This window comes from Neisseria weixii (assembly GCF_042658245.1).
In the GTDB taxonomy this organism is placed as follows: Bacteria; Pseudomonadota; Gammaproteobacteria; order Burkholderiales; family Neisseriaceae; genus Neisseria; species Neisseria weixii.
This window is the reverse complement of sequence record NZ_JBHSPY010000046.1, coordinates 1-13,270: the sequence shown is the minus strand read 5'-3', so window position 1 is coordinate 13,270 and position 13,270 is coordinate 1. Positions and strand designations below refer to the sequence as shown.

The following is a 13,270-nucleotide window of genomic DNA, read 5'->3' as shown; positions in this document are numbered from 1 at the left end:
GAAAAAGCGGGCTTGGATTAAAGGTGTTGGGAATCGGCTGAGAATGGCGGATGTGGATTGGCTGTTTCAGGCGTGTATCGATAAATAAGTTTATTTGATATAATACAGCGATTGACGGTGGCGGACGGTATCCGCCATGGCTTTGCTCACCAAATTACCCGGCGGAATGCCCCAGTTGATTTCCGACAAACCGAACACGGCTTCATCGGCAGCAATCGCCAAATCACAAGCTACCAACGGCGAGAATGCGCCGCCGAAACACCAACCGTTGACCATCGCAATGGTCGGTTTATTGTAAAAACGCAGCATCTGCCATTGCCATTTGCACGCTTCGCGGCGGGCTTTTTCTTGTGCGATTTCAGGCAGGCCGTCGGTTTCACGGAAATACTCTTTCAAATCCATGCCCGCCGTCCACGCACTGCCATCACCGGTAATCACCACCACGCCGACATCGGCATCCTGCTCCAACACCTCCAATACATCGCCCATTTCGCGGTTGAGCGTCGGGCTCATGGCATTGCGTTTGTCGGGGCGGTTAGAACGATACCCACGCAATTTGGTTTTCTACGGCCACTTTCACAGTCTGCCAGCGGTTTTCGTATGACATGGTTTCTCTTCTCTATATGATTCGGGTGCTTGTTTGAACATGGTTTGAGTATAATATCAACTAAATTGACATTTCAAGCCTCGCAAACAGAATTTACACAAACCTGCCCAAAAATTATATTAAACTTATGATTTTAAATAATTTAATTTTTATAAACTCATAAAATGAGTTGAAAAATGTTTTATTTTTAACCATTTTATTATCATGTAAATTGATATAAAGTGGCCGTCTGAAAACATTTCAGACGGCCTGTTCCTCAATTACATTACACATAACATTATCGTCGTTTAGCCCTTCAGATGGCCCGAGACCTTTGCAAAACTTCAGATTTGAGTACAGTTCGAAGTAAGCAAACATAGAAAGCGCAGACATATACCTAGATAGGCAAGCTTTCGGGCAGCGCATAACGAAGAAATGTGCCAAAGATAAAGATTTTGCAAAAGTTTCAGTTTTAAGCAAACACTGTCACCGTCTGGCGGCTGATGAGCGTCAACACACCGCTTTTGTCCCTCATCCGCGCTTCAGTGTGGCCATAGCCTTCCGCCGCATAATCGGTGTGCACTTCGTATTGCCAGAAATCATCCATCATAATATTTTGCGGTTCATGCAGCAATTCCAGCGTCCAAGTCAGGCTGCTCATCGGTGCGATGCCGTCAATCAAAACGGCAGGTGTAGGCGGAAAACCGTCGGCCAATGCCACCAAGTGCGCCAAGGTAAAATCGCCCTGTTGGTTTTGAAAACGCGTATAAGCGCCAAACGAAGCACGTTCCGCCCCGCTAAACGCCTGCGCCCCTTCTGACCATCGTAAATCCAAATAATACAGAAAAGCCGATTCCAAACCACCCAAATCAGTCTGGGTCGGTAAATTCTGCGGCGGCTGCCATGCCGGTGCAGGCTTTGAGGCCGTCTGAACCGCTTTCGATTGGCGTGCCTCACCAAAACTGGCCAACAACACTGCCAACACTTCACCGTCCTGTGTCAAATGCACCTCTCCCTGCACCACCGATTTGCCCACCCGCAACACGCGCGCATCCAAATGCACGGTTTCGGCGGCATTGACCGGACCGATAAAATTGACCGTCAGTGAACGCAAGCGGCGCGGTTTATCCAAAATATGCTGCAATTTGGCCAGCATCAAAGCCGCCGTTACGCCGCCGAATAAAGAGCGGCCTTGAAACCAGTCTGCGCCGACGGTGATGCCGTCGTGCGTCTTCAGCAATTCAAATGCTTGATTTAAATCCATATTTCTTCTGCTATTGTGTATTTATTATTTTTTGGATTATATAAAGCAGGTTGATATATTGGCAATCGAAAAATACACAAAGGTCGTAGGCCGTCTGAAAGGCCAAACGCCGCTGTTGCATTCCCCGACTAAGGTGTGCTTTACCGCACCGAGGCTTATGGGCGAAACCGGCTGAGAAAGGAATGGTGCAAAGCATGTCGCGTAAAGATACGCTGGGACAATGCGCCGATGGCGCGTTTCTTCGGTACATTAAAAGAAGAGAGCTTCTATCAGGAAGGAGCGTTATCGGTTGCGGAATTGACTGGAGTTATAGATGATTACATACATTACTACAATCATGAACGGATTAGTTTGAATTTAAAAAAGCTGAGTCCTGCGGCTTACAGAACCCAGCTTGAAAAGGCTGTTTAAGAAAGATTTTTAATTTGTCCAAGACTTGGGGGACAGTTCATAAGCTTTCAGACGGCCTGTTAACATCATTAGAACAATGAATCCAATTGTTTACTGCCATCACCGTTATTGGTATTGGTTGGTGGCAACGGTGTTTCTGCCGGAGCCGAACGCGGCGCTTCATTGCCTGAAAGGCGCGACGTACCCTCACGATTGGTCGTGGTCGCAGGAGAAGATCGGCGCGGCGCGGCATTACTGCGTGGCACGCTGCCGCTGTTATCCAACGACAAATCAGTGTTGGTCACCTGACGCTCTTTCATATAGTACTCACCGTCTTTGGTGACTGTACCTTCCGGCACTTTCATACCGACAATTTTAGTGCCTTTCAGAGCAAAGCGCATGTATTCAACCCATACCGGCACCGCAATCGTACCACCATAACCGGCCTTACCCATACTTTTCGGTTTATCGAAACCGATATACACTGCGGTGACCACGCTTGGATTAAAGCCGATAAACCATGCATCTTTGTTGTCGTTGGTGGTACCGGTTTTGCCGGCAATATCTGAACGACCCAAGGTATTTGCACTGCGCGCCGTACCGGAACGCACAACATCCTGCATGATTTTATACATGATGTATGCATTACGCGGATCAATTGCCTGCGGCGCATTTTCTCCGGCTACCAACGGCTGCATCTGCGCACGCAAACGGCCTTGGCTGTCGTAAATCTTATCAATCACATGCGCCGATACGCGGTACCCACCATTGGCAAATACAGCATAGCCTTCAGCCATGCGCAGCGGCGTGGTTTCACCGGTACCCAAAGCCATCGACAGCGTAGGTGGAATTTCAGACGGCTTAAAGCCAAAACGCTGAATATACTGTTGGGCATAGTTCACACCAATCGACATCAAAATACGGATAGACACCATATTTTTCGAAGCAGTCAACGCTTGACGCAACGTGATGTAACCCGAGTAGCGGCCGTCTGAATTTTTAGGCGTCCACACCGTACCGTTAGTCCCCTTACCCGGCAAAGAAATCGGCGCATCGTTGATTTGAGTCGAAGCAGTCATACCTTTTGCCAAAGCCGCCGAATATACGAATGGTTTAAACGTTGAACCCGGTTGACGCATGGCTTGGGTCGCTCGGTTGAATGTTTTGCTGTGATAGTCATAGCCCCCCACCAAAGCGCGTACCGCACCGGTTTTCGCATCCAACGACACCAGCGCACCTTGCAGCAATGGTTCTTGAACTACACGCCAATTGTCGCCACTACCCTTCAAGCGGATAATCGAGCCACGCCGAATGCGGTCATCACCCATTTTTTTATTCTCTACTGCGCGTGCGGCAAAGCCTAATGCATTGCTATTCAGCGTCACTTTACGACCGCTCGGCAATTGAACCTGAATACTTCTCTTAGCCGTTTCCAACACGACCGCCGGCACCATACCGTCTACAGTATAAAGTGTTGAAAGATGCTGGCTGACTGCGTCTTCTACATCATCAACTTTGGATAAATCGATAAAATTTTCCGCACCACGATAGCTGCTACCGCGATCAAAGTTACGCAAAGTACGACGCAGCGCAGCGGTTGCTGCTTTTTGATGATCGGTGCTAACTGTGGTGTACACTTTAAAACCTTGGGTATAAGCATCTTCACCGTATTTTTCGTACAACTCTTGACGCACCATTTCCGCCACATACAGCGCATTTTGATCGATTTTTTGCACAAACCGCTCATAATGCAGCTCTTCTTTCAATGCTTTATCACGCTGTTGCGTGGTAATCATGCCCTCTTCGGCCATATTGTTCAAAATATAAGTCTGACGGATTTTGGCACGCTCAGGATTTACAATCGGATTATAAGCAGAAGGCGCTTTAGGCAAACCAGCCAACATAGTCGCTTCAGCCAAAGACAAATCTTTCACACTTTTGTTGAAATAAATTTGTGCTGCCGAAGTAAAGCCATAGGAACGTTGGCCTAAGTAAATTTGGTTGAAATACAGCTCCAAAATCTGATCTTTACTCAAGGATTGTTCAATTTTATAGGCCAGTAATGCCTCATTGAATTTACGGGTAAATGTGCGCTCGCTACTCAAATAGAAATTTTTGGCAACCTGCTGCGTGATGGTACTGGCACCGGATTGAACACCACCCGCCACCACATTACCCACAACAGCACGGGCAACACCGATTACATCCACGCCCCAATGTTCATAAAAGCGCTTGTCTTCTGCCGCCACTACGGCATCTTTAAGAACTTTCGGGAAATTTTCAATTCTTGTAAACTCACGGCGCTCTTCACCATATAAACCAATTACTTCGCCGTCTGAAGAATAAACAGTAAGCGGCATTTTCGGTTGGTAGTGTTGTAAAGTATCCAGCGAAGGGAGTTTTGGATAAGTGACCAAAATTGCTATTGCAATCAACCCAATACCAAAAAGGACTAATCCGAGGAGCAACCCAATACAAGTAGTTATAATCTTTTTAATCATGACCAATTAATATTTTGCCATCAAAGGCATTAAATAAAGTAAAATAGCTAACCGTTTCTATAAAACACAGTTACCGGTGTGCAAAGAAAAGAATCCCTCACGGATATCGAAACTGTTACTCACTTCGTAATGATACAGGGAAGTCATATTATGCGCTTATCAAAAAGCACTAAAAATACAACTACAAAAACTAATAAATCACCAAGCGGGTTAAACAACCGTACTGCTATCGGCATCGACATCAGCCAACATGCCATTAAGATGGTTCAGCTGTCAGGACGTAGTTTAAACCAAATTCAGTTGGAAAAATACGTTATTACCAAACTGCCTAAGAATATTGTCAAAGGTAACAAAATTCAAGACTACGAACAACTTGTTACTTATTTGCAACATAGTTATACCCAACTGCGTACCTCTTGCAAAAATTTCGTTGCCGCCATTCCGCAAAGCACCGCAACCGTAGAACAAGTTATCTACAATCCGAAACACACCGATTTAGATTTGGAAGATTTTGCCGAATCTGAAGTTTCTCAAATCGGCCCGGTTGAAGAGATGAATTACGATTACCAAGTGACCGGTACTTCTGTTTCCCCTGCCGGCCAGCATGTACTGATGGTGGCTTCTCGCAAAGACGACATCGAACCGCGCATTGAGATGTTTGAGAACGCGGGCATGGATTTGTATGCGATGGATTTAGATTTATTGGCCCAGCGCAATGCTTATGCCTACTGGATCAATCATCATGCACCTGAATTGACCAATGAGAAAATCGCTGTATTCGGCATCTATGCCACGCAAATGTATGCGTTGATTATGCAAAACGGTCAAATTCTCTACAAGCAAGAAACGCCGGTCAGTACAGAACAATTAAACCAATTAATCCAACGTACTTATCAAGTCACCGAAGAAAAAGCGGGCCAAATGATGGTAGCGGCAACCCGGCCGTCAGATTACCAAACCCAAATTGCCGATCGCTTTAACGTGCAGGTCGCACAAGAAGTACAACGAGTTTTGCAGTTTTACTACACCACACAAAACACGGAAACTTTCTCAAATGTCAAACACATTTTGCTCACAGGTGCGCCCTCTCAGCAAAACGGCTTGGCCGAAAGCATTTTCTCGCAAACCAATACGCCGACTCAATGTGTTCATCCAGTAACCTACACTGAGCGAAGCAGCAAAATAGATTTACCACAACTACAAATAGATGCGCCATCGTTAACCATGGCTTTCGGATTAGCTTTAAGGGGATTGTAATATGATTGAACTTATTAAAATTAACCTTCTTCCTTATCGGGAAGAAATTAAACAACGTAAAAAGCAACAGTTCAAAATATTAATGCTGACTGCTTTGCTGATTGGTCTAGGCCTATCGGCATTAACTTATCTGAGCATTAATGGTGCCATCGACAGCCAACAAGGCCGCAATGCATTCCTTGAGTCGGAAATTAAAAAGTTGGATGACGACTTGGGCGAAATTAAAAAGTTGCAGGCAGAAAAAGAAAATTTCTTAGCCAAAAAAATCAAGGTTGAAGAATTGCAGGAAAAACGCTCACAAGCGGCATACATTATTGATACGCTGAATGTTTTGACACCTGACAATACCTACCTGACTGCTTTAGAAGCTGAGAATCCGACTACATACAAGGTAACCGGGCGTGCCATCAGCGACAACAAAATCGCCGTATTTATGCGTGCATTGCCAAGCACAGGCGTATTTTCTCAACCTGAATTGTTAAGCATCAAAAAAGTAGAAAATTATCAAGAATTTACTCTGCGTGTCTTACTGACTCAAAACACTGCTCCTGTGGCCAATCTTACCGCTTCGGAAGCTATGCTTCAGACGACACCTGCACAGGAGGTAAAATAAATGGCTACTGCAAAGAAATTAAAAGATATTGATGTTCAAAGCCTTTACTTGCTTAGCGCACCTGCTAAGTTGGTTTTGGCGGCATTGTCGATTTTAGCAATTTTGGTCATTGGCTACTTTGCCTTATTCAAAGGTCAATTGGAAACATTGGCGCAACACGAAGAAACCGAAGTTAAGCTCAAAGAAACTTACACCAAGAAAAGTATTGAAGCTGCCAGTCTGAACAATCTGCAAGCCGAATTAACATCAATTCGCTCTGCATTTAATGTATTGCTCAAACAATTACCGACCGATGCTGAGATTCCAACCTTAATTCAAGAATTGCATCAGGCCGGTTCGACCAACGGTTTGCGCTTAGACAGCGTGTTGCCGCAACCACCGGTACCCGACGGCCCCATTGAAAAGCTGCCTTATGAAATTGCCATTACCGGCAAATACAACCAAATCAGCCAATTTACCCGTGGTGTCGGCGAGCTTTCACGCATTATTACTTTGGAATCCTTGAAAATCACACAATCAACGGAAGACAAAAACAGCAAAGATGGCAAAGGTGATGTACTCACACTGAGTGCAACGGCCACTACTTATAAAGCGCGACCTGCTGAAGAAGTTGCTGCCGAACAACAAGCAGCCGAAGAAGCCAAGCAAAACGGCGACTCCGGCAAACCACAAGAATAGAAAAAGTAATATAGGGAAATCATGAAAAATACTATCTTACTCCTAGGCGTTTTTAGCATTGCGGCATGCACCCCGACTTATGATGATTTAAGTCAATGGATGACACAAACCCGCGCAGATGCCAAGAAACACATTATTCCTTTTGAAGAACCGACTGTAACGCCGCCTAAAGCGTATATTCCGCCAAGCTATTCTGGTCCGAACGCATTCGATTATCGACGCCTACAGAATTTGACTGCAAGAACCGGCAGTAATGCACCTAACCTGCGCCGTACCAAAGAGACTTTAGAAGCTTTCAGCTTAGAAAACCTCCGTTATGTTGGCAGCTTGCGTAGTGACAACCGTATTTCCGGCTTCATCCAAGCCGAAAATCATGTTTACACTGTCGTACCGGGTAATTACATTGGGCAAAATTACGGTAAAATCCAAAAGATTACCGAAGATAAAATCATCATTACCGAAATGGTTGAAGACAGCTACGGCAACTGGATTTACCGCACAGCCGAATTGCCTTTAAGCAGTCAGCCGGACAGCAGCAACCTGCCGCAAACCGTTACACCTACAGCACAACAATCTGCACCTGTCGGCGAAAATGCTGCGCTTGTTACAAATTAAATTAAGGGGTCTCACTATTATGAAAATCAATCGTATGACAAAACTCTTTGCTGCTCTGAGCATGGCAATGGCTGTTCAGACGGCCTTTGCCGGCAATATCACCGATATCAACGTATCGACTTTGCCTGACAACCAAAAAATCATCAAAATCCGTTTTGATCGCGACATTACCAGCCCTACCGGTTTTGTGACTTCTACACCTGCACGCATCGCCTTGGATTTTGCCAATACCAACATTCAATTGTCACAACCGGTATTGGAATATTCAGACCCTTTATTGAGCCAAATTACCGCGGCTCAGAATAATAACCGTGCACGCATTTTGTTGGGGTTGAACAAAACGGGTCAATATAATACCGAAATCCGTGGTGACGAAGTATGGGTTTATGTCAGCGAAGCCTCCGATCAAAATGTGGCTACTCCAGCAAGCACCCATTCTGCTCCTGCTCCCGCACCGACTCCCGCCGCCACGCGTTCCTCTCAAGCCAGCCAAGTCGCTACCAGTGCCAATGTTGACTTTCGCAAAGGTTCGCGCAACTCAGGTGTCGTAGAATTATCAGCCCCTACCTTCTCAGGCAGCCCTGATATGAAACAAGAACGTGACCGTGTAGTCATTACCTTAAAAAATCACCCCCTGCCAACTCAAGCGCAGCGCAATTTAGATGTAGGCGACTTCAATACGCCGGTGCAAAACGTGACTTTAAAACGCATCGGCAATGCGACACAATTGATTATCCGCACCAAAGGCAATTGGGACATCAGCACCCAATCTGCTGCCGGCCGCCATACCTTTGAAATCGTGCCTAAAGCTGCGACAACCGAAAGCCGTGGCTTACACAACAATGCCAACAAATCTTTCAACGGCCGTAAAATTTCTTTGGATTTCCAAGACGTAGAAGTCCGCACTATTTTGCAGATTTTGTCTAAAGAGTCAGGCGTAAACATCGTAGCCAGCGATACGGTTAACGGCAAAATGACTTTGTCGTTAAAAGACGTACCTTGGGATCAGGCATTAGATTTGGTGATGCAGGCACGTAACTTAGACATGCGCCGCCAAGGCAATATCATCAATATTGCTCCGCGTGATGAATTACTGGCTAAAGACAAAGCATTCTTACAAGCAGAAAAAGAGATTGCCGAATTAGGCCCATTGTTGTCGCAAACCTTCCAATTGAAATACAAAAACGTTGAAGAATTCCGCAAGATTTTGCGTATTGACGAGAACGGCAGCAGCAGTGGCAGCAACAGCCGCAATACATTGCTGAGCAACCGCGGCAGCGCCTTGATTGACCCTGCTACCAACACCTTGATTGTTACAGATAATCACAGTGTGATTGAGAAATTCCGCAAACTGATTAACGAACTGGACGTTCCGACACGCCAAGTCATGGTTGAAGCACGAATCGTAGAAGCAGATGAAGGCTTCTCACGCGATTTGGGTGTGAAATTCGGCTATAACGACGTGAAAGGCCGCAATCTCGGCGTGAAAGGCAATACTTGGGGCTCAAGCTGGTCAAATGCTGTGAATAATACTGGTAATGCTTTAGAAATAAGCCCAAACATCAGCCTGCCAACCACTAATGCGGCAACCACGTCAATTGCCTTGGTTCGCTCGTTTGCCTCTGGCGCATTGGGCTTGGAATTGGCCGCAGCGGAAGGCCAAAACAAGAGCAAAACCATTTCCAATCCGCGCGTGCTGACACAAGACCGTAAAGAAGCGGCCATCGAATCGGGTACGGAAATTCCTTACCAAGAAGCGACTTCGAGCGGCGCCACTTCGGTATCGTTCAAAAAAGCGGTGTTGGGCTTGACGGTAACGCCAAATATCACGCCTGACGGCCAAATCATCATGACGGTGAAAATCAATAAAGACACACCGCAAAACTGTACCGTAGATTCATTGAGCACCATGTGTATCAGCACCAAGAGCCTGAACACCCAAGCTATGGTGGAAGATGGCGGCACCTTGATTGTGGGTGGTATTTACGAGGAAGAAAATTCCAATACGGTCAACAAAGTACCTCTGCTTGGCGATATTCCGGTAGTGGGCAACTTGTTCAAATCGCGCGCACGCAATGAAAAGCGCCGCGAATTGCTGATATTCATCACACCGCGCATTATGGATAGCATAGGAAACAACTTGCGCTACTAATCCTACCAAACGGGCATACATATTCTGAAATGTATGCCCGTTTTAATATTTTATTGCGTAAAAAAGGAAAATATTCAGAATAAAACATTTTCCTGCCAATTTCGTATAGAATGCCGCTATTATGGAAAAAATCAACGGCAACTTAATTTTTATCGGGCTGATGGGCGCCGGCAAAACCACTTTGGGAAAACACACCGCCCAAATGCTCAACCGCCCTTTTTACGACAGCGACCATGAAATTTGCGTGGCTTCCGGCGTATCTATTCCGACCATTTTTGAAATGGAAGGCGAACAAGGTTTTCGTGATCGCGAAAGCAATATGCTTAAAAAATTGTGCGCGCTGGAAAATATTGTATTATCTACCGGCGGTGGCGCCCCCTTACGCGAAGAAAACCGCAAATGTTTAAGAGAACACGGCACCGTCGTTTATCTGCATACCCGCCCGGAAATTCTGTTGGAACGTACCCGCTACGACACCAACCGCCCTTTGTTGCAAGTTGAAGACCCGCTGGCCAAGCTGCAAGAGTTATACGACATCCGCGACAGCATCTATCGTGAAACCGCACATCTGGTGATCGAATCAGAGCATTATCAAAAAACGCTCAACCGCCTACTCAATGCCCTGCAAGCCGGCTAACACAGATTGCAATTCTAGTCGTTTTAAAATAGAAATAAGACAAAGCAACAGCGACCGTCGTGTACAACTCATACATAAGTGCTAACAATGCTGTATCATTTTTTATTTTAAACATTATTACGGGAAAGGCCGTCTGAAAACAGAAATCCTTTCGTGCTTTCAGACGGCCTTTCCCGTCAACCGACACACCGTAGGAATCATCATGCACACCCTAAGCGTTCAAACCCCTTCGCATCAATATCCGATTTTCATCGGCCAAAACCTGTTCGCCCAAGCCGATGAATTGTTGCAGCCTTATTTGACCAAAAAAACCGCCATCATCACCAATGAAACCATTGCTCCGCTGTATTTGAAAAGCTTTCAGACGGCCTTAGACAAACTTGGCATCGCCCATTTCAGCATTATTCTTCCCGATGGCGAAGAACATAAAAACTGGCAAACCTTAAACCTGATTTTCGATGGTTTGATGCAAAACCGTGCCGAGCGCAAAACCACTTTAATCGCATTGGGCGGTGGGGTAATCGGCGATATGGTTGGTTTTGCCGCGGCGACTTACCAACGCGGCGCACCGTTTATCCAAGTGCCGACCACGCTGTTAAGCCAAGTGGATTCTTCCGTCGGCGGCAAAACAGCCATCAATCACCCCTTGGGTAAAAACATGATTGGCGCGTTCTACCAGCCACAAGCCGTACTCGCCGATTTAAGCACGCTACAAACTTTACCACAGCGCGAATTGTCTGCCGGTATGGCCGAAGTAGTGAAATATGGTGCGCTAGGCGATGCCGATTTCTTTACTTGGTTAGAACAAAATATGCCCGATTTAATGGCGCAACATCCGGAAAAACTGGCGCAAGCGGTTTACCATTGCTGCAAAATGAAAGCCGACATCGTGGCACAAGACGAAACCGAGCAAGGCATCCGCGCATGGTTAAATCTAGGCCACACCTTCGGCCATGTCATCGAAGCTGAAATGGGTTACGGCGTTTGGCTGCACGGTGAAGCCGTCGCCGCCGGCACGGTCTTAGCCGCGCGCTTATCAGAGCAACTGGGCAAGACCACCGCTGCCGACACACAACGCATAGCCGCTTTGCTGGAAACCGCCAAACTGCCTGCTGCCCCCCCGAAGTTTGCGTTTGAAAAATGGATTGAACACATGAGCCACGACAAAAAAATCAGCAGCGGCATAATGCGTTTCATCGGTTTAAACCGCCTAGGCGAGGCTAACATTACCGAAATCACCGATATGACTATTCTTGAACGCACATTACAACCGTATTTGTAAAAGATATTGAATCATAAACAAGGCCGTCTGAAAGATTATGCAAACAAACCTCATTTTGCCAATCTTTCAGACGGCCTTAAGCCGAGGCCCGCACGAAATCCCCAAATTTGATTGCAGTCCGAAGTCAGCCTAACATAGAAATTTAAAATATATCATGAAGATAGGCGAGCTTTTAAAAGCACGTAACGAAGGACGTGCCAAACATGGAGATTTTGCAAAGGTTTCAAACCATATTCCGATTCACGCTAATCATAGCATTATAAAGCTATTGAAATCCCTGGTCTGATATACCATAATCCCATGTCTTCCCTCTATATTCATAAAGGCTATGTCCATGTGCCAACTGCTCGGCATGAACTGCAACACCCCTACCGACATCACGTTTTCATTTGAAGGTTTCAGACGGCGTGGCGGCATCACCGACCACCATGCAGACGGCTTTGGCATCGGCTTTTTCGAAGGCAAAGGCATCCGCCTGTTTCACGACGACAAACCTAGTGCCAATTCTCCTGTAGCCGATTTGGTGCGCGATTACCCCATTAAATCGGAAAATGTCATCGCGCATATCCGCAAAGCATCCCAAGGCCAAACCTCTCTTGCCAATACACATCCTTTTATGCGTGAGATGTGGGGCGAATATTGGCTGTTTGCGCACAACGGCCACCTGATTGATTTTGCACCTGAACAAGGCAATTTTTATCGTGCGGTCGGCTGCACTGATTCAGAACGATCCTTTTGCTATATCCTCAACCACTTACGTCAGCAATTTAGCGAAAAGCCCGATGAAGCAACTTTATTTGCCGCCATCAGCGAATTAACTCACGAGATTCGCACCTACGGCCTGTTTAATTTTATGATGTCCAACGGCGATTGCCTGTTTGCGCATGCCAGCACTTTGTTGCACTACATCGTGCGCAAAGCGCCGTTCGGCCAAGCCCGCTTATTAGATAATGATGTGATGGTTGATTTTGCCGAAGTGACCACCCCCAACGATAAAGTGGCCGTTATCGCCACCCTGCCGCTAACACGCGATGAAACCTGGCACCAATTGGCCGTGAATGAATTAGTCATGTTCCGACAAGGCGATATTGTCCGCTCTGACAAACCGCATACCGCCATTTATATGAGCGTTGAAGAAGGTTTGGCACTAGCACGCGCAGTCGGCGTGTCTTGCTAAACAATGATTTGCCTAACAAAACCGTCTGAAACTTTTTGAACTGCACCCCAAAAGTCGGACACCCCCGCCAACTTTAAAAGGTGCAGTTTTCTTATGTCCAAATATAACCTACACTTCA

11 protein-coding genes and 1 pseudogene are annotated in these 13,270 nt (G+C 46.3%); 9 read left to right on the top strand and 3 right to left on the bottom strand.

Going from position 1 to position 13,270, the window contains the following annotated elements:
• Positions 1–90: 90 nt before the first annotated feature.
• On the bottom strand, positions 91–555 hold the full coding sequence (locus ACFPVS_RS12950) for a p-hydroxycinnamoyl CoA hydratase/lyase (RefSeq protein WP_232507443.1): 465 nt from the start codon (positions 553–555) through the stop codon (positions 91–93).
• 503 nt (positions 556–1,058) lie between these two features.
• Complete coding sequence (locus tag ACFPVS_RS12945) at positions 1,059–1,850, bottom strand: acyl-CoA thioesterase (protein WP_096295859.1); 792 nt, start codon at positions 1,848–1,850, stop codon at positions 1,059–1,061.
• 179 nt (positions 1,851–2,029) lie between these two features.
• On the opposite strand from ACFPVS_RS12945, the pseudogene ACFPVS_RS12940 reads away from it, so the two are divergent.
• Positions 2,030–2,261 (top strand): annotated as a pseudogene (locus tag ACFPVS_RS12940) (IS3 family transposase); the annotation flags it as partial.
• A 68-nt stretch (positions 2,262–2,329) separates the two neighbouring features.
• Here ACFPVS_RS12940 and ACFPVS_RS12935 read toward each other — a convergent pair.
• Positions 2,330–4,741 (bottom strand): penicillin-binding protein 1A, encoded by a 2,412-nt coding sequence (locus ACFPVS_RS12935; protein WP_378595835.1) that lies wholly within the window; start codon positions 4,739–4,741, stop codon positions 2,330–2,332.
• A 150-nt stretch (positions 4,742–4,891) separates the two neighbouring features.
• On the opposite strand from ACFPVS_RS12935, the gene pilM reads away from it, so the two are divergent.
• The 8 genes from pilM to ACFPVS_RS12895 all read left to right on the top strand — a co-directional run bounded on the left by pilM (position 4,892) and on the right by ACFPVS_RS12895 (position 13,152).
• Positions 4,892–5,998: a type IV pilus assembly protein PilM gene (gene pilM, locus ACFPVS_RS12930; RefSeq protein WP_198345285.1), complete on the top strand. Its 1,107-nt coding sequence runs from the start codon at positions 4,892–4,894 to the stop codon at positions 5,996–5,998.
• 1 nt (position 5,999) lies between these two features.
• On the top strand, positions 6,000–6,611 hold the full coding sequence (locus ACFPVS_RS12925) for a PilN domain-containing protein (RefSeq protein ID WP_096295862.1): 612 nt from the start codon (positions 6,000–6,002) through the stop codon (positions 6,609–6,611).
• Positions 6,612–7,289: a type IV pilus inner membrane component PilO gene (locus ACFPVS_RS12920; RefSeq protein WP_096295863.1), complete on the top strand. Its 678-nt coding sequence runs from the start codon at positions 6,612–6,614 to the stop codon at positions 7,287–7,289. It begins immediately after the preceding gene.
• Between the two features lie 21 nt (positions 7,290–7,310).
• On the top strand, positions 7,311–7,904 hold the full coding sequence (locus ACFPVS_RS12915; RefSeq protein ID WP_096295864.1) for a pilus assembly protein PilP: 594 nt from the start codon (positions 7,311–7,313) through the stop codon (positions 7,902–7,904).
• A gap of 19 nt (positions 7,905–7,923) precedes the next feature.
• Positions 7,924–10,056 (top strand): type IV pilus secretin PilQ, encoded by a 2,133-nt coding sequence (gene pilQ, locus ACFPVS_RS12910; RefSeq protein WP_378595834.1) that lies wholly within the window; start codon positions 7,924–7,926, stop codon positions 10,054–10,056.
• A 121-nt stretch (positions 10,057–10,177) separates the two neighbouring features.
• Positions 10,178–10,693 carry a shikimate kinase gene (locus ACFPVS_RS12905; protein WP_096295865.1) on the top strand — a complete coding sequence of 172 codons (516 nt, stop codon included), beginning with the start codon at positions 10,178–10,180 and terminating at the stop codon, positions 10,691–10,693.
• 202 nt (positions 10,694–10,895) lie between these two features.
• On the top strand, positions 10,896–11,975 hold the full coding sequence (aroB, locus tag ACFPVS_RS12900) for a 3-dehydroquinate synthase (RefSeq protein WP_123804622.1): 1,080 nt from the start codon (positions 10,896–10,898) through the stop codon (positions 11,973–11,975).
• Between the two features lie 334 nt (positions 11,976–12,309).
• Positions 12,310–13,152, top strand: a complete 843-nt coding sequence (locus ACFPVS_RS12895; protein ID WP_096295866.1) for a class II glutamine amidotransferase — start codon at positions 12,310–12,312, stop codon at positions 13,150–13,152.
• Positions 13,153–13,270: the final 118 nt, after the last annotated feature.

Coding starts and splice junctions, on each gene's coding strand:
- pilQ (WP_378595834.1), top strand. CDS start 7,924: ATGAAAATCAATCGTATGACAAAACTCTTTGCTGCTCTGAGCATGGCA.
- pilM (WP_198345285.1), top strand. CDS start 4,892: ATGCGCTTATCAAAAAGCACTAAAAATACAACTACAAAAACTAATAAA.
- ACFPVS_RS12945 (WP_096295859.1), bottom strand. CDS start 1,850: ATGGATTTAAATCAAGCATTTGAATTGCTGAAGACGCACGACGGCATC.
- ACFPVS_RS12905 (WP_096295865.1), top strand. CDS start 10,178: ATGGAAAAAATCAACGGCAACTTAATTTTTATCGGGCTGATGGGCGCC.
- ACFPVS_RS12895 (WP_096295866.1), top strand. CDS start 12,310: ATGTGCCAACTGCTCGGCATGAACTGCAACACCCCTACCGACATCACG.
- ACFPVS_RS12935 (WP_378595835.1), bottom strand. CDS start 4,741: ATGATTAAAAAGATTATAACTACTTGTATTGGGTTGCTCCTCGGATTA.
- ACFPVS_RS12915 (WP_096295864.1), top strand. CDS start 7,311: ATGAAAAATACTATCTTACTCCTAGGCGTTTTTAGCATTGCGGCATGC.
- aroB (WP_123804622.1), top strand. CDS start 10,896: ATGCACACCCTAAGCGTTCAAACCCCTTCGCATCAATATCCGATTTTC.
- ACFPVS_RS12920 (WP_096295863.1), top strand. CDS start 6,612: ATGGCTACTGCAAAGAAATTAAAAGATATTGATGTTCAAAGCCTTTAC.
- ACFPVS_RS12925 (WP_096295862.1), top strand. CDS start 6,000: ATGATTGAACTTATTAAAATTAACCTTCTTCCTTATCGGGAAGAAATT.